19 protein-coding genes are annotated in these 19661 nt (G+C 72.1%); 10 read left to right on the top strand and 9 right to left on the bottom strand.

The annotated features are described in order from the left end of the window. Positions 1-42 precede the first annotated feature (42 nt). From hisC to hppD, 4 genes are read right to left on the bottom strand one after another with little or no spacing between them, the layout of a single operon-like run. Complete coding sequence (gene hisC / locus AB0C02_RS09865) at positions 43-1146, bottom strand: histidinol-phosphate transaminase (protein ID WP_357543097.1); 1104 nt, start codon at positions 1144-1146, stop codon at positions 43-45. Further along, positions 1143-2111, bottom strand: coding sequence for an RDD family protein (locus tag AB0C02_RS09860; RefSeq protein WP_357543095.1), 969 nt, complete (start codon positions 2109-2111; stop codon positions 1143-1145). The genes hisC and AB0C02_RS09860 overlap by 4 nt, the downstream gene beginning before the upstream one ends. Positions 2112-2133: 22 nt before the next feature. Then, positions 2134-2826 carry an RDD family protein gene (locus tag AB0C02_RS09855; RefSeq protein WP_357543094.1) on the bottom strand — a complete coding sequence of 231 codons (693 nt, stop codon included), beginning with the start codon at positions 2824-2826 and terminating at the stop codon, positions 2134-2136. A 10-nt stretch (positions 2827-2836) separates the two neighbouring features. Then, complete coding sequence (gene hppD, locus AB0C02_RS09850; protein WP_357543092.1) at positions 2837-4042, bottom strand: 4-hydroxyphenylpyruvate dioxygenase; 1206 nt, start codon at positions 4040-4042, stop codon at positions 2837-2839. 140 nt (positions 4043-4182) lie between these two features. Between hppD and AB0C02_RS09845 the strand changes: the two genes are divergently transcribed. The 5 genes from AB0C02_RS09845 (at position 4183) to AB0C02_RS09825 (ending at position 12641) form a co-directional block, all read left to right on the top strand. Next, positions 4183-4671 (top strand): Lrp/AsnC family transcriptional regulator, encoded by a 489-nt coding sequence (locus AB0C02_RS09845; RefSeq protein WP_357543090.1) that lies wholly within the window; start codon positions 4183-4185, stop codon positions 4669-4671. A gap of 120 nt (positions 4672-4791) precedes the next feature. After that, positions 4792-6225, top strand: a complete 1434-nt coding sequence (locus AB0C02_RS09840) for a PQQ-binding-like beta-propeller repeat protein (protein WP_357543088.1) — start codon at positions 4792-4794, stop codon at positions 6223-6225. A gap of 66 nt (positions 6226-6291) precedes the next feature. Next, positions 6292-7959 (top strand): fumarate hydratase, encoded by a 1668-nt coding sequence (locus AB0C02_RS09835; protein WP_357543086.1) that lies wholly within the window; start codon positions 6292-6294, stop codon positions 7957-7959. A gap of 261 nt (positions 7960-8220) precedes the next feature. Beyond that, a complete protein-coding gene (locus AB0C02_RS09830; protein WP_357543084.1) occupies positions 8221-11196 on the top strand; it encodes a BTAD domain-containing putative transcriptional regulator in 2976 nt (991 codons plus the stop codon). Between the two features lie 35 nt (positions 11197-11231). Next, on the top strand, positions 11232-12641 hold the full coding sequence (locus AB0C02_RS09825; protein ID WP_357543083.1) for a class II fumarate hydratase: 1410 nt from the start codon (positions 11232-11234) through the stop codon (positions 12639-12641). Between the two features lie 6 nt (positions 12642-12647). Here the strand turns inward: AB0C02_RS09825 and AB0C02_RS09820 are convergent, their stop codons facing one another. Together AB0C02_RS09820 and AB0C02_RS09815 are read right to left on the bottom strand one after the other, a co-directional pair. Next, positions 12648-12923, bottom strand: coding sequence for a hypothetical protein (locus AB0C02_RS09820; RefSeq protein WP_357543081.1), 276 nt, complete (start codon positions 12921-12923; stop codon positions 12648-12650). Further along, on the bottom strand, positions 12917-13174 hold the full coding sequence (locus AB0C02_RS09815; RefSeq protein ID WP_357543079.1) for a hypothetical protein: 258 nt from the start codon (positions 13172-13174) through the stop codon (positions 12917-12919). The genes AB0C02_RS09820 and AB0C02_RS09815 overlap by 7 nt, the downstream gene beginning before the upstream one ends. 276 nt (positions 13175-13450) lie before the next feature. On the opposite strand from AB0C02_RS09815, the gene AB0C02_RS09810 reads away from it, so the two are divergent. From AB0C02_RS09810 to AB0C02_RS09800, 3 genes are all read left to right on the top strand, one after another. Continuing rightward, a complete protein-coding gene (locus AB0C02_RS09810) occupies positions 13451-14248 on the top strand; it encodes a helix-turn-helix transcriptional regulator (protein WP_357543077.1) in 798 nt (265 codons plus the stop codon). Then, positions 14239-14439, top strand: coding sequence for a DUF397 domain-containing protein (locus tag AB0C02_RS09805; RefSeq protein WP_357543075.1), 201 nt, complete (start codon positions 14239-14241; stop codon positions 14437-14439). The genes AB0C02_RS09810 and AB0C02_RS09805 overlap by 10 nt, the downstream gene beginning before the upstream one ends. A gap of 220 nt (positions 14440-14659) precedes the next feature. Then, complete coding sequence (locus tag AB0C02_RS09800) at positions 14660-15256, top strand: GNAT family N-acetyltransferase (protein ID WP_357543073.1); 597 nt, start codon at positions 14660-14662, stop codon at positions 15254-15256. Here AB0C02_RS09800 and AB0C02_RS09795 read toward each other — a convergent pair. After that, entirely contained in the window at positions 15223-15768 is a 546-nt protein-coding gene (locus AB0C02_RS09795; protein WP_357543071.1) for a CGNR zinc finger domain-containing protein, read from the bottom strand. The genes AB0C02_RS09800 and AB0C02_RS09795 overlap by 34 nt on opposite strands. An 85-nt stretch (positions 15769-15853) precedes the next feature. Here AB0C02_RS09795 and AB0C02_RS09790 point away from each other — a divergent pair, with 85 nt between their 5' ends. After that, on the top strand, positions 15854-16816 hold the full coding sequence (locus tag AB0C02_RS09790) for an EamA family transporter (RefSeq protein WP_357543069.1): 963 nt from the start codon (positions 15854-15856) through the stop codon (positions 16814-16816). Continuing rightward, the gene (locus tag AB0C02_RS09785) at positions 16813-17529 is read left to right on the top strand and encodes an HAD family hydrolase (RefSeq protein WP_357543067.1); all 717 of its coding nucleotides are present in this window, start codon (positions 16813-16815) and stop codon (positions 17527-17529) included. The genes AB0C02_RS09790 and AB0C02_RS09785 overlap by 4 nt, the downstream gene beginning before the upstream one ends. 72 nt (positions 17530-17601) lie before the next feature. Here AB0C02_RS09785 and AB0C02_RS09780 read toward each other — a convergent pair whose 3' ends face one another. Both AB0C02_RS09780 and AB0C02_RS09775 read right to left on the bottom strand, forming a co-directional pair. After that, positions 17602-18708: a hypothetical protein gene (locus tag AB0C02_RS09780; protein ID WP_357543065.1), complete on the bottom strand. Its 1107-nt coding sequence runs from the start codon at positions 18706-18708 to the stop codon at positions 17602-17604. A 242-nt stretch (positions 18709-18950) separates the two neighbouring features. Next, on the bottom strand, positions 18951-19598 hold the full coding sequence (locus AB0C02_RS09775) for a helix-turn-helix domain-containing protein (protein ID WP_357543063.1): 648 nt from the start codon (positions 19596-19598) through the stop codon (positions 18951-18953). Positions 19599-19661 lie beyond the last annotated feature (63 nt).

The following is a 19661-nucleotide window of genomic DNA, read 5'->3' as shown; positions in this document are numbered from 1 at the left end:
CCTGTACAACGCCAGGCGTTAACAGGGGCCCCTCCTTACATCTCAGGCGAGGGCGGACTCGGCGGCGGCGAGGAATGCGTCGTTCTCGGCCGGGGTGCCGATGGTGACCCGGACCCCGTCGCCGGCGAAGGGGCGGACGATCACGCCGCGCGCCTCGCAGGCCTTGCCGAACTCCACAGCCCGCTCGCCCAGCGGCAGCCAGACGAAGTTGGCCTGGCTGGCCGGCACGTCGGGGACCAGCTTGCGTACCGCCTCGGTGACCCGGTCCCGCTCGGCGACGACCAGCGCGCAGCGCCGCTCGACCTCGTCGGCCTCGGCCAGCGCGGCCAGCGCGCCGGCCTGGGCGGCCATGCTGGTGGAGAACGGCGTGACGACCTTGCGCACGGCCGCGGCCACGGCCGGGGCGGCGGCCAGCCAGCCGACCCGCAGGCCGGCCAGCCCCCACGCCTTGGAGAGGGTGCGCAGCACCGCCACGTTCGGCCGGTCCAGGTAGCCGAGCGCGTCCGGCACCTCGGGGTCGGTGACGAACTCCCGGTACGCCTCGTCGATCACCACGAGCACGTCGTCCGGCACCGCGTCGAGGAAGCGCTCCAGCTCCGCCTTGCGGACGGCGGTGCCGGTCGGGTTGTTCGGGTTGCAGACCAGGATCATCCGGGTCCGGTCGGTCACCGCCGCCGCCATCGAGGCCAGGTCGTGGCCGTGGCCGGCGTCGTTCGGCACCCGCACGCTGGTCGCGCCGCTGGTCGCCGCGATGATCGGGTACGCCTCGAACGACCGCCACGAGTAGAGCAGCTCATCGCCGGGCAGGCAGGTGGCCCGGACCAGGTGCTCGGCCAGCGCCACCGAGCCGCAGCCGGTGGCGATCCGGTCGGCGTCCACGCCGTACCGCTCGGCGAGGGCCTGGCGCAGCGCCACCACGCCCATGTCCGGGTAGCGGTGCGAGCCGGCCACCGCTGCGGTGACCGCCTCCACCACGCCCGGCAGCGGGCCGTAGGGAACCTCGTTGCTGGCCAGCTTGATCGCCTCCGGCAGGCCCAGTTCGCGGGCCAGGTCGGCGGGGCTGCGCCCGGGCACGTAGTTGGGCAGTGCGTCCAGGTCGGCGCGGGTCAGCCGCAGCGAAGGCTGGTGACGTCCGGTATCGGTCATGGGGTGTCTCCCGGGGGATTGGCGCGGTCGCGCGGGGTGGTACGGGTGTCGGGCGTGGCGCGGTGCTGCTTGCGCTCACGGGGCAGTTGGACCACCACGGTCTGCGCCCGCTTGTCGTGCAGTGCCTGGCGCAGCGGCTGGTCGAAGAGCGGGGAGACCGCGTCGAGGAACTGCAGCAGCAGGCCGAAGCCGCAGCAGTACCAGAGCAGGGTGGGCATGCCGAGGGTGCTCCAGCGCCGGGTGGCCCGACCGAAGCCGAGCGGCTCGTCGGCCTCGACCGGCAGGGCGCGTACCCGCATCACCCGCTTGCCGAAGGTCTGGCCACGGGCGGCCATCGAGGGCACGTCGTACGCGAACCAGAGCGCGGTGGCGATCACCAGGATGGCGATCACGAGCCCGTCGGCCTGTTCGCCGAAGGTGGGCAGCCCTTCGGTGGAGTTGTTCCCGGCCAGCGACCGCTTTACCACTTCGCGCAGGGCCGGCGCGACCTCCTGGATGAAGCGATAGACGAACCAGCCGTTCACCACCGCGTTGAGCAGCAACAGCAGGCCGAGGTCGATCAGGCGGGCGGCCAGCCGGGCGCCGTACGAGGCGAGCGGCAGCCCGTGCGGGCGCGGCGGAGGCTGCCGGCCCGGCCAGGTCGGGTGCGGCCAGCCCGGCGGTGGCCCCTGCGGGTGTCCGGGCGCGGCCGGGTAACCCGGCCACTGTCCACCGGCCGGCCCCCCGGGCCCCGGCTGCCCTGGCGTGCTCGGCTGCCCCGGCTGTGGCCCGACGGCCGGCTGGCCCGGCTGCGGCTCGGGTGCGGCGGTCGCCGGTTCGGCGGCGGGCGCCGGCTCGGGCGGCGGGGGACCTTCGGGCGGGGTGGCGTCGACGGGGATCGGCGCGCCGATCCAGCCCTCGCCGTCCCAGTACCGGCGGGTCTCGGGGTCGGCGGGGTCGACGTACCAGCCGGGCTGCACACTCACGGCGCTATCTCACTCCTCACGCTCACGGTGCAACCTTAACGACGACGGTGCCGGCGAACCTGTCGTGCAGGCACTGCTGCCAGGGCTTGTCCCAGAGCTGCCAGAGCCCGTCGAGGTAGTTGAAGAAGGGCACCAGCGAGCCGGCGCCGAACTCGACCAGCCAGCGTCGGCCCAACATGCCCCGGGTCAGGGTGGCGGACGGATCGACCGGGATGATCCGGAGCTTCATCACCCGCTTGCCGAGCGTCTGGCCGGTCCGGCGGGCGTACTCGACGTGGTAGATCCAGTAGAAGACGAACAGCAGCAGCAGGATCCCGAGCTCGGCCAGCAGCAGCGGCAGGATGAAGTCGGTGATCATTATTGCCGGGTCCGGCGCCGGGACGGTGCCGTCCGGGTTCACCCTCATCACTTCGCTGAACATCCGGAACCAGATCCAGATGAAGACCGGCACAAAAAGCACCACCGTCACCGCGCTCGCCACCGCGGTGTCGATCAGCCAGGCGAGCAGCCGGTCGGCGAAGCTCGCCAGGGGCTGGCCGTTCGGCGCCAGCGGCGGCGGGCCGGGGTGCGGGGGATAGCCCGGGGGTACGGCGTACGTCGGCGGGGTGTGCTGCGCGGGGGGTACGTACGGCGGCGGGGACGGCGGCGCGAAGCCGCCGCCCGCCGGCGGGGGTCCGGCGGGCGGCGGAAACGCGTTCGGGGGAGGCTGCGTCACGCGGACAGTGTTACAGGTTGCCGCGCTTCTCCTGCTCCCGCTCGATCGCCTCGAACAGGGCCTTGAAGTTGCCCTTGCCGAAGCCGAGGGAGCCGTGCCGCTCGATCAGCTCGAAGAAGACGGTCGGCCGGTCCTGCACCGGCTTGGTGAAGATCTGGAGCAGGTAGCCGTCCTCGTCCCGGTCGACCAGGATCTTGCGGGCCTTCAGCTCCTCGATCGGCACCCGCACCTTGCCGATCCGGGCGCGCAGCTCCGGGTCGTCGTAGTACGAGTCCGGGGTGTCCAGGAAGTCGACGCCGGCGGCCCGCATCGCGTCCACGCTGGCCAGGATGTCGTTGGTGGCGACGGCGATGTGCTGGGCGCCCGCGCCCTGGTAGAACTCCAGGTACTCGTCGATCTGCGACTTCTTCCGGGCGACGGCCGGCTCGTTGAGCGGGAACTTCACCTTGCGGGTGCCGTTCGCGACCACCTTGCTCATCAGCGCGGAGTAGTCGGTCGCGATGTCGTCACCGATGAACTCGGCCATGTTGCTGAAGCCCATGACCCGCTTGTAGAACTCGACCCACTCGTCCATCTTGCCGAGCTCCACGTTGCCGACCACGTGGTCGACGGCCTGGAAGAAGCGCTTCGGCTGGATGCCGGCGTCGATCATCGGCTGCCGGTCCACGATCGGCCCACGGGCCACGAAGCCGGGCAGGAACGGGCCGGTGTAGCGGGCCCGGTCGATCAGGGTGTGCCGGGTGTCGCCGTACGTGGCGATGGCCGCCATCCGGACGGTGCCGTGCTCGTCGGCGACGTCGTGCGGCTCGACCAGGCCGGTCGCGCCCTGGGCGGTGGCGTACGCGTACGCGGCGTCCACGTCCGGCACCTCCAGCGCGATGTCGGAGACACCGTCGCTGTGCTTGGCCACGTGCTCGGCGCCCTCGGCGTCGGGGCGGACCGCGCCGGTCAGCACGAACCGGGCCGAGCCGCTGGTCAGCACGTACTGGGCGTGGTCCCGGTAGCCCTGCTCCGGACCCCGGTACGCCACACAGGTCATGCCGAACGCAGTGGAGTAGTAGTGGGCGGCCTGCTTGGCGTTGCCCACCAGGAAGTGCACGTGGTCGAGCCCCTTGACCGGGAACGGGTCCCGGGTGATGTCGTGGTCGACGGCGCCGACGAGGGCGTCGACGTCGACATTCTCGGTCGACTCGGGTCGGTCGATCGCCTGGGTCATGATGGCCTCCCTTGCGTACCGGCCGGCCACGCGGGCCGCCGTTCCGGTGCTGGTGCGGCGAGGATCTCTGTTTCGCTGCCGGTTGGGCAATAGTTCGTCGAAATGCTGGTCAGGTTGCGCATTTGGTAAAGTGAAACCCCATGAGCGCTGGTCAGGATGTACAGCTGGATGGGCTTGACGCTCGACTGGTCGAGTTGCTGGCCGAGGAACCGCGGATCGGGGTGCTGGAGTGCTCCCGCCGGCTCGGCGTGGCCCGGGGCACCGTCCAGGCCCGGCTCGACAAGCTGGTCGACCGGGGGGTCATCGGCGGCTTCGGTCCGGACATCTCCCCGGCCGCGATCGGCTTCGGGGTGACCAGCTTCGTGACCCTGGAGATCAGCCAGCGGCACGGCCACGATCCGGTGACCACCCATCTGGCTGCCATCCCCGAGGTGCTGGAGGCGCACACCATCACCGGCTCCAGCGACCTGCTCTGCCGCATCGTGGCCCGGTCGAACACCGATCTCCAGCGGGTGATCGACCAGATCGTCGCCTGCGAGGGGATCCGGCGGGCCTCCACGATCATCGCGTTGGCCGAGCAGATTCCGTACCGCGTCCTGCCGCTGGTCCGCTCCGCGGCCCAGCGGTAAGGCGGGCCCCTTCTTAGCGCCTCCGGTAGAGCAGGGGCTCCCTCTTAACACGCCGCCCAGTGGAGAAAGCGGCGCGACACGCACGCGCACGGGCTTGGCGCGGCAGTGATCGTCGCTACCGTGTGCGGTGTGAAGGGCCTTGGCGTACGCGGCTGGTTGCTGCTGGGGCTCATCACCGTGGTCGTGCTCGCCGCCACCGGCGTCTGGAACCCGTTCCCGGGCATGTGGGACTGGATCGACCGGAGTGCACCGATCTCCGAGCCGGACGTGACCTGGCAGCAGCGGGTCGGCGGCACGCCGAGAGGTGTCACCATCGCCGGCGACACGGTGGTCGTCGAGCAGCGTACCCGGGTCGAGGCGCGCAGCCTGGCCACCGGCGCGCAGCTCTGGGACCGCAAGGCGGACTGGGCGGCGGTAGCCGGCGGCGACCGGGACCCGGTCGTCGCCGTGGGCAAGCTCCTGACCAAGGGATACGAGCTGCTCGATCCGACCACCGGCGCGGTCCGTCGCCGCGACGACCAGGCGGTGGCCGTCTGGACATACCGCGACCTGCTCCTCGACGCGCGCTGCGTGCAGGCGACCGACTGCACGTTGAACGCCTGGGAGCCGCGCGGCACGAAGCCGCTGTGGAGCGCGTTCCTGCCCGGCGTGCACACCGGACTGCTCGCCGACAACCCCGAACTGCTCGGCACCCGACGGCTGGGCGCGTCGCGTATTGACGGCGGGGTGGCCGGGCCGGAGCCGGTCCCGCCACTGCTCGGCTTCCCGGCCGACGGGCGGGTGCACGTGGTGGACACCGCCACCGGCCGGGTGCTGCAGAACGTCGAGCCCGGCCGCGACGAGCGGCTGGCGGTGATCGGCGGCCGGCTGCTGCGGATCGGCGCCACCTCCCGGGACGGAAACTGCTATTTCGTGATCTCCGCCGTCGACCCGGGCACCGGGCAGGAGGTGTGGAAGCGGTCCGGGGTTAACCTGCGGACCGCGGACTACGCCGGCTGCGTGCAGCGGGAAGACCCGCAGGGCGCCCGGAACGTGCTGATCGGGGTCGGCCCGGACGGCCGCGAAGTGGTGATCGACGGGTACGACGGCCGGCTGCTCCAGATCGGCGCGGACGGGCAGAAGCTGCTCGCCGTCGACGACCGCTACGCGCTGGTGAGCAGCGCCGACAAGCGCGCCATCCTGGGGCGGGAGCTGTCGGTCGACCGTGACCGGTGGACCCGACCGACCGGCGGCGCGAGCGGCGCGGCGCTCACCCCGTACGCGGCGGTGATCGTCGAGGAGAAGCCGTCCCGGCTGGTCGCGGTCGAGCCGCGCACCGGGCGGGAGCTGGTGGCGCTGCGCACCTCGGCGAACGCCCTGGCGGTCGGCCCGAACGGCATGATCATCGGCGAGGGGCGGGAGATCGGATACGTCCGCTGGGGCGCCGGCACCTCGGACGCGTCCCCGCCCGCCGCCGGCGGCGCGCCCGGGTCGAATCCGGACGGCAGCCTCTTTCCCCCGTCGGGCCAGGGCAGCTGCGGGCCGAAGCGGGAACTCTGCGCCGGCAGCGGGTGAGAGCGGTATCCCAGGACGACCCCGGCGGGTGCCACGATCGACGCCTCTGCCCTAGGCTCTTTCGTCATGAGCAGTGCCGCCGCGTTCTCGTACGCCCCCTTGCTGCCGACCGGTCCCGACCAGACCGAATACCGCCTGGTCACCGACGAGGGCGTCGATGTCGTCAACGGCCCGGGTGGCCGTCGGTTCCTCACCGTGGAGCCCTCCGCGCTGACCGTGCTGACCGCCGAGGCGATGCACGACATCGCCCACTTCCTGCGCCCGGCGCACCTGGCCCAGCTCCGGTCGATCATCGACGATCCGGCGGCCTCGCCGAACGACCGGTTCGTCGCGCTCGACCTGCTGCGCAACGCCAACATCGCCGCCGGCGGCGTGCTGCCGATGTGCCAGGACACCGGCACCGCGATCGTGATGGGCAAGCGCGGCCGGCACGTGCTCACCGACGGCACCGACGCCGAGGCCATCTCGCGCGGCGTCTACCAGGCGTACACCCGACTGAACCTGCGCTACTCCCAGCTCGCCCCGCTGACCATGTGGGACGAGCGGAACACCGGCAGCAATCTGCCGGCGCAGGTGGAGCTGTACGCCGAGGACCCGGAGGGGCACTCGGACGCGTACAAGTTCCTCTTCATGGCCAAGGGCGGCGGCTCGGCCAACAAGTCGTACCTCTACCAGGAGACCAAGGCGCTGTTGAATCCGACGCGGATGATGCAGTTCCTGGAGGAGAAGCTGCGGCTGATCGGCACCTCGGCCTGCCCGCCGTACCACCTGGCCATCGTCATCGGCGGCACCTCCGCCGAATACGCGCTGAAGACCGCCAAGTACGCCTCCGCGAAGTACCTCGACACGCTTCCGACGCAGGGCTCGATGAGCGCGCACGGCTTCCGGGACCTGGAGTTGGAGGCCGAGGTGCTGGAGTTGACCCGCAACTTCGGCATCGGCGCGCAGTTCGGCGGCCGGTACTTCTGCCACGACGTACGGGTGATCCGGCTGCCCCGGCACGGCGCCTCCTGCCCGGTGGCGATCGCCGTCTCCTGCTCCGCCGACCGGCAGGCGGTTGCGAAGATCACCCCGTCGGGCGTGTGGCTGGAGCGCCTCGAAACCGACCCGGCGCGCTACCTGCCGGACGTCACCGAGGCGCAGCTCGACTCGTCCGAGGTGGTCCGGGTCGATCTCAACCGGCCGATGGACGAGATCCGCGCCGAGCTGTCGAAATATCCGGTGAAGACCCGGCTGTCGCTGACCGGCCCCCTCGTCGTGGCCCGGGACATCGTCCACGCCAAGATCGCCGAGCGCCTGGACGCGGGCGAGCCGATGCCGCAGTACCTGCGCGACCACGCGGTCTACTACGCCGGCCCGGCCAAAACCCCCGAGGGCTACGCCTCCGGCTCGTTCGGCCCGACCACGGCCGGCCGGATGGACGCGTACGTGGAGAAGTTCCAGGCGGCCGGCGGCTCGATGGTCATGCTCGCCAAGGGCAACCGCTCCGCCCAGGTCACCCGCTCCTGCCAGCAGCACGGCGGCTTCTACCTCGGCTCGATCGGCGGCCCGGCCGCCCGGCTGGCGCAGGACTGCATCAAGCACGTCGAGGTGCTCGAATACCCCGAGCTGGGCATGGAGGCGGTCTGGAAGATCGAGGTGGAAGACTTCCCCGCCTTCGTCGTCGTCGACGACAAGGGTGACGACTTCTTCGCCGAGGTCACCAAGCCGGTCCTCACCGTCGGCCGGCGCTGAACCGTCGCGTACGCGAAAGGGGTGCCCGGGGCACCCCTCGTGTGTCTGCCGTCCAGCGACGTCGGTGCGCCCAACCGGGAGGGGGGATCCCCGGTGGGCGCACCGCCCCCGTCAGATGCCGTCACCGACATCCCGGGACGAGTCTCGGGGCTTTCCCTGTCGATCCGCTATCAAATCGCTATCGGCCAGCGGCGGCGATCCGTGGTGGCCGGGCTACGCTGCTGAACGTTGCACACAGGGAAGGCGTTCGGGGACACACAGATGCGCTTCCGGATCCTGGGCGCCCTGCAGTTGGGCGGTGGCGAGGCCACCGTCACCGCGGGACGGGACCGGACCGTGCTCGCCATGCTGCTGCTCCGCTCCGGCCGGGTGGTGCCCGTCGAGGAATTGATCGACGCGGTCTGGGAGGAACGGCCGCCGGCGACCGCTCGGACCCAGCTTCAGATCTGCGTGTCCCGGCTGCGGCAGCGACTCACCGGGTTCGGGCTGCCCCCGGACACCATCGTCACCGATCCGGTGGGCTACGGCATCCGGGTTCACCCGGCCGATCTGGACGCCGAGGTCTTCGCCCGGGCGGTCGAGTCCGGTCGGGCGGCGGTGGCTGCCGGTCAGCCGGCCGAGGCGCGCCGGCACTACCGGGCCGCGCTGGCGCTCTGGCGCGGCCCGGCGCTGAGCGGAATCGCGAGCCGGAGCGTACGGCGGCGGGCGCAGGCCCTCGACGAGCAGCGCCTGGCCACGCTGGAGGAGTGTGTTGACGTCGAGCTGCGGCTGCGCCGGGCGGCCGATCTGATCGACGAGCTGACCGAGACCGTGGATCAGCATCCGCTGCGGGAGCGGCTGCGCGGCCAGCTCATGCTCGCCCTCGCCGCAGTGGGACGGCAGGCGGGCGCGCTCGTCGTCTACCGCGAGGGCCGCCGCATCTACGCCGAGGAACTCGGCATCGAGCCCGGTACGGCGTTGCAGGATTTGCATCAGCGGGTGCTCGCCGGGGACGTGGCGTCGGGCGGCCTGGAGAGCGATGCCACGGTGCCGGTCCGCTCGCTGCCCCGGGCGATCGGCGACTTCACCGGCCGGCAACAGACGGTGGCTCGGCTGGTGCAGGAGATCGAGGAGGACGGGGCCCGGATCCAGCTGATCGACGGGATGCCCGGCAGCGGCAAGACCACCCTGGCCGTGCACGTGGCGACCGCCCTTGGTGACCGTTATCCCGACGCGCATCTCTTCGTCGACCTGCACGGGCACAGCGAGCGCACCCCGCTGGCCCCGACCGCTGCGGTGGCCACGTTGCTCCGACAGGTCGGCGTGCCAGCCGAGCGGGTGCCGCTCGACCTGGACGACCGGCTGGCGATGTGGCGTACCGAGCTGGCCAGCCGGCGCGCCCTGGTGGTCCTGGACAACGCGGCCAGCACCGCGCAGGTGGCACCGCTGCTGCCCAACGGGCCGGACAACCTGGTGCTGATCACCAGCCGCCGCCGGCTGGTCGGGCTCGACGACGGGCGGCCATCGTCGTTGCCGGTGCTTGATCCGGACGAGGCGGTGGAGCTGCTCGCGCGGGTCGCCGGCCGGGAGCGGGTGGCCGCCGAGCCGTTGGCCGCCGCCGAGGTGGCCCGCCGGTGCGGATACCTGCCGCTCGCGATCCGCCTGGCCGGCGCCCGCCTGGCGCACCGGCCCCGCTGGCGGATCGCCGACCTGGCCGAGCGGCTGGCCGCCGGGCCGGACCCGTTGGCCGAACTCGCGGCCGGCGAGCGCTCGGTGGGGCAGGCCTTCGCCCTGTCGTACGCCCAGGTCTCGCCCTCGGCGCAGCGGCTGTTCCGGCTGCTCGGGCTGCATCCAGGCGTCCGGTTCGAGAATCGGGTGGCCGCAGCTCTCATCGAGCTGCCCCTACCGGACGTGCGCGACCCGCTCGACGAACTGATCGACGCGCACCTGGCGGATGAGGTGGAGCCCGGCCGGTACCGGTTGCACGACCTGCTGCGGGAGTACGCCCGAGGGCTGCTGGCCGCACCCGAGCGGGCCGACGAGCGCCGGGCCGGCGTGGAGCGGCTGCTCGATCACCACCTGCAGGTGGCGGCCGCGATCGCCCGAACGATCGAGGCCGGCTACGACCTCCACCGCTTCCCTCCGCCGGCCCGTCCGGACCTGGTCGAGGCCACCGTGGACCAGGGCTGTAGCTGGTTCGACGAGAACCGGTCGGCGCTGACCGCCCTGGTCCGGCTTGCCGAGGCCGAGGGCTTCCTCCGGCACTGCTGGCAGCTGACCCGGGCGTGCTGGCGGTCGCACTTCGACGGGGGACATCTCGACGAGTTGATCGAGACTCACACCATCGCTCTACGCGCCGCTGAGACGCTGCGCGACGACGAGGCGGTGGCGATGGCCATGAACTATCTCGCGTCGGCCCACTACCGGCTGGCCCGGTTCTCCGAGGTGACCCGTCTGATGGAGGCCGTGGTCGACCGCTACCGCCGACTCGGACTGCGTCGCGGCATACGGAACAGCGTGGGCAACCTGGGCGGTGCCTACATCGGTGCCGACGAGTATTGCCGCGCTGTGGAGCACATCCGTGAAGCAATTCGGCTGACCCGGTATCCCGACGAGGCCACGGTGCTGGGAAACATGTGCAACAACCTGGCGGTCCCGCTGATGCAACTCGGCCGGTACGAGGAGGCGCTGCGCGTGGCCCGGCAGCACCTCCTGCTGGCCCGGGTCGCCCGTGACCTTCGCGGGTCGGCGAACGCCCTCGGTCACCTGGGGATGATCCGGCACCGGATGGGCGATCTGGGGCCGGCCCGGCGGCTGTTGCGGCTGGCGTTGCTCCTCAAGCGCAGGGGCCACAACCGCTTCGGCGAGGGTGAGGTGCTCAACGAGATCGGCGTGCTCGAGCGCCAGGCCGGCCATCCCGGGGAGGCGGTGCTCCTGCACAGCGAGGCGCTGGTGGCGATGCGCGAGTCCGGCGATTGGATCGGTCAGCTCGCCTCGCGGAACCTGCTGGGCCGGGCCGTCCTCGATCAGGGTGATGTAGCCAGCGCGCTGGACCTGCACCGCCGGGTGCTCGCCGATGCCACCCGACTCGCCGCCCGCTACGAGCAGGCCCGGGCGCTGGATGGCATCGCCCGCTGCCTGCGAGCCACCGACCAGGCTGCGGCCCGCTCGCACTGGACCCGGGCGCTGGCGCTGTTCCGGCAGGTCGAGTCACCCGATCAGGGCGAGGTCGAGAAGCTGCTGGCCGAGCTGGCCTGAGCGATCATCTGCGCGTCGGCGAGGGGCGCGGCAGGATGGTACGCGTGACGACTCCAGAGGCGGCTGGCTACCGGATCGAACGCGACTCGATGGGCGAGGTGGAGGTGCCCGCCGAGGCCCTGTGGCGGGCGCAGACCCAGCGTGCGGTGCAGAACTTCCCGATCTCCGGGCGCAGCATCGAACCGGCCCAGATCAAGGCTCTGGCGCAGATCAAGGGGGCCGCCGCCCAGGTCAACGGCGAGCTGGGGGTGATCGGGGCGGACGTGGCGGAGGCGATCGCCACCGCCGCCGCCCACGTTGCCGACGGCGGGTACGACGACCAGTTCCCGGTCGACGTCTTCCAGACCGGCTCCGGCACCTCGTCGAACATGAACGCCAACGAGGTGATCGCCACCCTGGCCAGCCGCGAGCTGGGCCGGGACGTGCACCCCAACGACGAGGTCAACGCCTCGCAGTCCAGCAACGATGTCTTCCCGACGTCGATCCACCTGGCCGCCACCCAGTTCGTGGTGGAAGATCTGATCCCCTCCTTGAAGCACCTCGCCGGTGCGCTGGAGGAGAAGGCGGCCGAGTTCGAGACGGTGGTCAAAGCGGGCCGTACCCACCTGATGGACGCCACGCCGGTCACCCTCGGCCAGGAGTTCGGCGGGTACGCCGCCCAGGTCCGCTATGGCGTCGAGCGGCTGGAGGCGGTGCTGCCCCGGCTGGCCGAGCTGCCGCTCGGCGGCACGGCCGTGGGCACCGGCATCAACACCCCGCTGGGCTTCGCCGGCAAGGTGATCGAGAAGCTGCGCACCTCCACCGGCCTGCCGCTGGCCGAGGCGCGTAACCACTTCGAGGCGCAGGGTGCCCGGGACGCGCTGGTGGAAACCTCCGGCCAGCTTCGCACCATCGCGGTCGGCCTCTACAAGGTGGCCAACGACATCCGCTGGATGGGTTCCGGCCCGCGTGCCGGCCTGCGGGAGCTGCGCATCCCCGACCTTCAGCCCGGCTCGTCGATCATGCCGGGCAAGGTGAACCCGGTGGTGGCCGAGGCGATGCGCCAGGTCTGCGCCCAGGTGATCGGCAACGACGCCACGGTGGCGTTCGCCGGCTCGCAGGGCGACTTCGAGCTGAACGTGATGCTCCCGGTGATGGGCCGCAACCTGCTGGAGTCGATCAAGTTGCTCGCCGCGTCGAGCCGGCTCTTCGCCGACCGCCTCGTGGTCGGCCTGGTCGCGGACGCCGAGGTCTGCCTGGCGTACGCCGAGGGCTCGCCGTCGATCGTCACCCCGCTCAACCGCCACCTCGGGTACGACGAGGCCGCCTCGATCGCGAAGGAGGCGCTGGCCAAGCAGGTCTCCATCCGCGAGGTGGTGATCTCCCGGGGGCACGTCGCCTCGGGCAAGCTCAGCGAGACCCAGCTCGACGAGGCCCTCGACCTGCTCCGGATGACCCATCCCTGACCCGGTTCACCGGGTGCTTCGCCGCCGCGCCCAGGCGAGGAAGCGGTCGAAGAGCGCGGCCGGGTCGGGCGCGTCGTCCGGGTTCAGCCGGTGCAGGTCGGCCGTCGCCTCGTACAGCACCCCGCAGAGATAGACGCTGAGCCCGATCGGGTCGGCCGCGTACTCGGCGGTCAGGGAGAGCCGGGCGGCGGCGCACGGCCAGGGCGCGGCGCACACCCGGCAGAGCCAGAGCGGGCGCAGCGGCAGGTGCGGCCGGGCCGGCAGCCCCGCACCGGTCACCACCGGCCGCCGTTAGCCCGCCAGGACTGGGCCAGGGTGAGCCACCCGGCGCGGCCGACCTGTGGGTTCGCCACGGTGGCCTGAGCCCAGGGCGGACGGTTCGGGGGCGGCGGCGTGGCGGGCTCGGTCGGCACGGCCGTGTGCCGGTCCGGGCAGGTGCGCCAGCGCAGGCCGCAGGAGCAGTAGAGCCGCAACCCCCGCCAGATGCGGCGGTGCCGGGGCGCGAGCGGGATCGGGCGTTGGTTTCGAGGCATGTCTGTTGCCCCTCCTATGGAGCTGAGTCGTCTGCGACATCACCCCGGCTGGTGGGACCGCCCAGCCGGGGGAGCGGGCGGTCCCACCGCGAACCCGCGCTCGGGGGATTGAGCGGCGAGCGTCGCGTTTCACAGTCTGCTGACGACACGACTACGGTCGGAAGGGTTTGCCCGCGCTGTCCGAGGCCCTGTGGAGCGGAGCCGGGTGGCCGGTGGCGCGGCACTGGAGTCGATCACCGCGATGGTGGAGGGCGGCTGGAGATGGCGGACGGTCGGATGACAGCGGCGGCGTTCCTGGTGGCGGAGTTGCGCCGCGCGCGGACCCGACGAGGCTGGAGTCAGGAGGAGCTGGCCAAGGCGATGAACTACTCGCCGTCCATGGTCAGCGCGGTCGAGCTGGGCCAGCAGCCACCCACCCCGAAATACCTGGAACTCTTCGACCAGGCCCTCGACACCGGCGGCCTCTTCGGTCGCATGCTCACCGACCTGGTCAGCCTGGACCGAGCCCAACCCTGGCTACGCGGCGGAGGCGCGATCGTCGCGCAGGCGAAGGTGCTGCGCTGGTTCGAGCCGCTCTACGTGCCCGGCCTGCTCCAGACCGAGGCATACGCCCGTGCCGTCTTCGAGGCGGGTGGGCTGCTCGAACCGGAGGATGTCGAGCGCCGACTCAACGAGCGAATGGCGAGCCAGCGCATCCTCTACGAGGAGCAGCCGCCACGATTGATGGCGGTGGTGGACGAGGCCGCTCTTCGCCGTCAAGTCGGCATGCGCAAGGTCATGTGTGACCAGACGACACACCTCGCCCGGATCGCGACCGAGCACCCCCGCGTCCGGCTGCACGTCGTGCCGTTGTCCGCCCAGGAGTATCCGGGGCTCGGTGGCCCGTTCATCCTTGCGACTCTCCGCGAGGGAATCGACCTGGCGTTCCTCGGCACGCAGGTGGGTGGGCAGGAGCTTGATCAACCGGCGGATCTCGGTCGGCTGCAACGGGTCTGGGAGGCTACCCTTGGCGAGGCATTGCCCCCGCAGGAGTCCATCGAGCTGGTGAGGGAAGTGGCGGAGTCATGGATTTGACGGGTGCCACTTGGCGGAAGAGCAGGCGTAGCGCCCAGACCAACGACTGTGTCGAGGTGGCGACGAATCTTCCGGGGGTGGTCGGGGTGCGGGACAGTAAGGATCCGGCTGGTCCGGTGCTCACCTTCGACCCGTACGCCTGGCGGGTTTTTGTGACTGCGGCGCCGCGGCGTAGCGAGCAGCCCTCCTGACGCGAACCTGCTGGACGCTTCCGGCTCAGCCCTTGATCGTTGACGGCCCAGCTACAGAGTCCACCTGAGAGCGATATGCCTCGGAGTCATGATTATGCCTGAGAGGCATATCAGACTTGGCCCATATTCGGCCGGAACGAGGGGCGTCCGTCGGGCGGCTGCCATGCCGAAGCGGCCTAAATCCGTCGACCGGCGGCGTCGGGGTCGGCATGATCCGACGGTGCCTGACGACGCTGGGATGCTGCTGGAGACCGCGCGGTTGCGGCTGCGCCGGTTCACCACGGCCGACGTGGATCACCTGGTCGAGCTGGACAGCGACCCGGAGGTCATGCGCTTCCTGACCGGCGGGCAACCGACGCCGCTGGCCGCCGTACGGGACGAGCAGTTGCCCCGGGCCCTCGCGCAGTACGACCGCCATCCCGGCCTCGGCCGCTGGGCGGCCCTCGACGGCGCGGGCGGGGAGTTCCTGGGCTGGTTCGCGCTGGATCCGTCCGCCGACGGGACCGAGGCGGAGCTGGGTTACCGGCTGCGCCGGTCGGCCTGGGGGCACGGTCTGGCCACCGAGGGGTCCCGGGCCCTGGTCCGACACGCCTTCGAGACCGTGGGCGTCCGGCGGGTCTGGGCGGAGACGATGGCGGTCAACGCCCGGTCCCGGGCCGTCATGGGAAAGGCCGGCCTGCGCTACGTCCGTACCTTTCACCTGACCTTCGACGACCCGATCCCCGGCACCGAGCACGGCGAGGTCGAGTACGAGCTGCGCCGGGAGGACTGGCCTGCGGTGCGTCAGGGGTGGGACGCCGCCTTGCGAGCCCGGTAGGCGCTCACCGCGGCGCGGTTGCCGCAGCCGGCGTCACAGAACCGGCGGCACCGGTTCCTCGACAGGTCGACCAGGACGTTGTCGCAGTCCGGGTGGTCGCAGATGCGCAGCCGGCTCAGCTCGCCCATCCGGACCAGGTCGGCCAGCGCCATGGCGGCCTCGACGGCCATCCGGGTCGCCAGCGGCGCGTCGCGGGGCACGGCGTGCACGTGGTACGGCTCGTCGTCGTGCCGGATCAGCTGCGGCAGCGCGTGCGACTCGCGGAGCAGCCCGTTGACGATGGCCACCACCTCGTCGGTGTCGGCGTACCAGATCCGGCGGAGCCGGGGGCGCAGGGTGCGGACCTCGACCAACTCTCCGTCGGTGTGCTCGTGCCGGCCGGTCCAGCCGTGCGAGGCGACGAAGTCGTCGAGGGCGGCCACGTCCGGCAGCCCCTCGCGGTCGGGACCGGCGGTGTTGACCAGCCCCGCGGCGGCGACCAGGCTGCACTCGGTGTCATGGGCGAAAAGCAACTTGACTCCTGTCAGGATGCCGGCCTAGCGTCATCAGCATAACCTTGTTTCACCGATGACCGGTGGCCTTGATCTAGGAGCCTTGATGCGTGAACGGTCCGGCGTCGGCCTCGGCCTGGCCCTGATCTCCGCGGTCACCTTCGCCACTTCGGGCACCTTCGCCCGTTCGCTGATCGACGGTGGCTGGTCCGCCGAGGCCGTCGTGGTGGCCCGGGTCGGCATCGCGGCGCTGGTGCTGGCCGTACCGGCCGTGCTGGCGCTGCGCGGTCGGCGGCCGGTGCTGCGCCGCAACGCCGGCACGATCGTCGTGTTCGGAGTGCTCGGTGTGGCGGTCGCTCAGGCGTGCTTCTTCAACGCGGTCCGCTACCTGCCGGTCGGCGTCGCGCTCCTGCTGGAATACCTCGGCATCGTGCTGGTGGTCGGCTGGATGTGGCTGGTCCACGGCCAGCGGCCCCGGCTGCTCACCGTGGCCGGCTCGCTGACCGCGCTCGGCGGGCTGGTGTTCGTGCTGGACCTGACCGGGGCCGAGCGGCTCGACCCGGTCGGGGTGCTCTGGGGGCTCGGCGCCGGGGTCGGCCTGGCCGGCTACTACGTCATCGCCGGCCGGCTCGACGCCGCGCTGCCGTCCGTGGTGATGGCGAGCGGGGGCATGGCCGTCGGTGCGCTGGCGCTGATCCTGCTCGGTGTGCTCGGGGTGCTGCCGCTGACGGCGAGCGCCGCCGACGTGACCTTCGCCGGGCACCGGGTGAGCTGGCTGGTGCCGATCGCCGGCCTGTCGCTGATCGCGGCCGTGGTCGCGTATCTGACCGGCGTCGCCGGGGCCCGGCTGCTCGGCGCGCGGCTTTCCTCGTTCGTCGGGCTGACCGAGGTGATGTTCGCCGTGCTGATCGCCTGGCTGGTGCTGGGCGAGCTGCCGAGCGCCGTTCAACTGCTCGGCGGGGCGCTGATCGTGATCGGGGTCGCCGTGGTCCGGCTGGACGAACTGCGCGCCACGCCGGCGGTGGTCCCGCCCGCCCCGGCCGAGCCGGCCCTCGCCTGCGAGCGATGAACGAACCACGTACCACGGTCGTCTTCGACGCCGACGAGACCCTGGTCGACCTGCGGCCGGCGGTCACCGGTGCGCTGGTGGCAGTGCTCGACGAGATGCGGCGGTGGAGTCCGGCGGCGGCGGGGGTATCCCTCGCGGACCTGGAGTCGGACTGGAATGAGGCATTCGGCGCGCTCTTCGCCGCGCCGGTGCTTGAGATCCGGCGGGCGGCGCTGGCCCGGTCGCTGGCCCGGGTCGGGCTCGGCGACCAACTGGAAAGGTTCGCGACGATCTTCTTCGCCCGGCGGTTCGCGCTGAGCCGGCCATTCCCGGACGCGGTGCCCACGCTCGCCGCGCTGCGCCCACACCACCTGCTGGGCTTCGCCACCAACGGCAACAGCCGCGCCGCGCGCTGCGGGCTCGCCGGCCAGTTCTCGTTCGAGCTGTACGCGCACGAGGACGGCCTGCCGAAGAAACCGGCGCCGGAGTTCTACGCCGCAGTGGTGGCAGCGGCCGGGGTGCCGGCCGAGCGAATCGTCTACGTGGGGGACTCGCCGGCGCACGACGTGGTGGCGGCGCAGCGGGCCGGACTGCGAGCGATCTGGCTGAACCGCGCCGGGTTGCCCCGCCCGTCCGGGCTGGTCCCGGACGCCGAGGTGCCCACGCTGACCGAGCTGCCCGAGGCGCTCGCCCGGATCGCGGGGCTCGCTCTCCGGCTTTCCCGGCCCTCCTGATCAACTCGGTGTGCGGCAAAACGTGGTCTCGTCATCGGATTTGACCCCAACATGCCGCACACCGCGTTGATCTCAGGGGCGCCAGCCGCGGGAGGCCAGGGCGGCGCGGACTTCACGGACGACTGCGGGGAACTCGTGATGCAGGCGGCGGCTCGTCACGTGCAGCACCAGCCAGCCGGCCGTGACGAGTTGGTTCAGTCGCCGCCGGTCCCGGTGGAGCTGGTCCGGGTCGGCGTGCCAGTGGCCGTCGTACTCGACCGCGACCCGGAACTCGGGCCAGGCCAGGTCCGGATGCAGCACCAGACCGGAGAGCAAGCAAACTGGGTGCTGTGCCAGCGGCCTGGGCAGCCCGGCGAGCACCAGGCGAACCCGCAGCGCCGACTCGGCCGGAGACTCCGCTCGTGCGTCGGCCAGGCCGAATACCCAACGGGCCCGCCGCCCGCCCGGACGCTCGGCATTGCGGTCACCGATCTCGGCGAGCGCCGCCGGGCTGGTGAGGCCCCGGCCGAGCAACGTGTCGATGATCCCGACCGCGCGGATCGGATCCAGCCAGGCGGCGGTTTCCCAGGCAGCCTCCGCCGGCCCGGTCCGCATCGGTGCGTCGGCCGCGAACGTCAGGGGCGCGTCGAGCAACTGCCCGGCGGGCGGCGCTGGGTCTGCCGCGAACGTCAGGGGCGGGCCGAGCAGCTGCCCGGCCTCCGCCGCTGTGGGCACCGGCCCGGCCTCCGCCGCTGGGTCAGCCGCGGACATCAGGGGCGCGTCGGCCACCCGGAGCAGTCGCGAGGGTGCGCGCGGCCCTTGACCGGGCTGGACCGGCGCGGGCGGCGGCACCGTGAGCAGCGTCGAGTGAACCCGGAGCCCGCGCTGACTACGCAGCCCGGTCGGGCGGGGCGCGAGAACATGGACGTCGTCGGTGAAATCGGCGGCGTGCTCGATGCCGTGCAGGTACGCGGACGACGGCCCGGCGATCAGTATTTCCGGCGGCAGTTGAAGCGTTGCCGCCCGACAGGCGAGCGCATGATCCCGATCGAGGCGGGCGTCGGCGTAGACGTCGTGGCGCACGCGTATCCACGCCGAACTGCGGAGCTGATACCGGGTGAGCAAACCACGCCGAACCACGTCGGAGCCACGGAACACCCGCCAGGCCAGGAGGTCGGGCCGGTGTGGCTGAGGAGGCATGCCGACCAGCCTGCCGACCTGGGACCGCCTACTGATACCCCTGTGGACAACCGCCGCCCGGCCGTCCCCGCCGGCCTGTGGACAACCGCCGCCCGGCCGTCCCCGCCGGCCTGTGGACAACCGGCACCACAGCCGTCGGCCGTGCTATGCGAGATCGACTCAATGTGCGGCAGATGGTGGTCTCCGGGCCGCCTGAGACCACACGTTGCCGCACACAGAGTCGATCAAGCCCGGCCATGGGGTCAGGCCAGGGCGGTGGTGATGGCGGCAGCGGCGGCGGCCACCTGGGCCCCGACCACCTCGACGTCGAGCGGGGCCAGGGACACCACGCCGACGCTCGCCTCCAGCCCGGGCACCCCGAGCACCGGCGCGGCCACCCCGTACGCCCCGGACTGCAGCTCTCCCCTGGTGCTGACCGGGCCGGCGACGCCCGCCCGGCCGGCGAGGATGGCCCGCCCCGCCGCTCCCCGCTCCAACGGGTGCCGGGAGCCGGTCCGGTACGCCACGTGGAACGACGTCCAACTCGGCTCCACCACCGCTAGGGCGACCCCCTCGCCGCCCTCGACCACGGTCAGGTGTGCCGTCGCGCCGGCCTGCTCGGCCAGCCGGCGCAGCGCGGGCAACGCCCCCTCGGCGAGCAGCGGCTGGGCGCGCCGGGCCAGGTGCAGCACGCCCGCGCCGAGCCGGAGCCGGCCCGTACCGTCGCGACGCAGCATGCCGTGGTCGGTCAGCGCGCCGACCAGCCGGTAGACCGCCGCCCGGCCGACGCCCAGCCGGTTCGCCGCCTCGGTGACGGTCAGCCCGCCGGGCGCGTCGGCGACCAGGTGCAGCAGGCGCAGGCCCCGGTCCAGGGTCTGAGCCGTCTCTCCCGTGCGCGCCGCCGTGTCCACAGCACGCAGCGTACGACCCGGCACCGAGCGACCCGGAATCGTGCGTGCGGCTACCCTTGTACG

Source organism: Micromonospora sp. NPDC048999 (assembly GCF_040649295.1).
Lineage (GTDB): Bacteria > Actinomycetota > Actinomycetes > Mycobacteriales > Micromonosporaceae > Micromonospora.
This window is presented reverse-complemented; position numbering and strand designations above follow the sequence as displayed.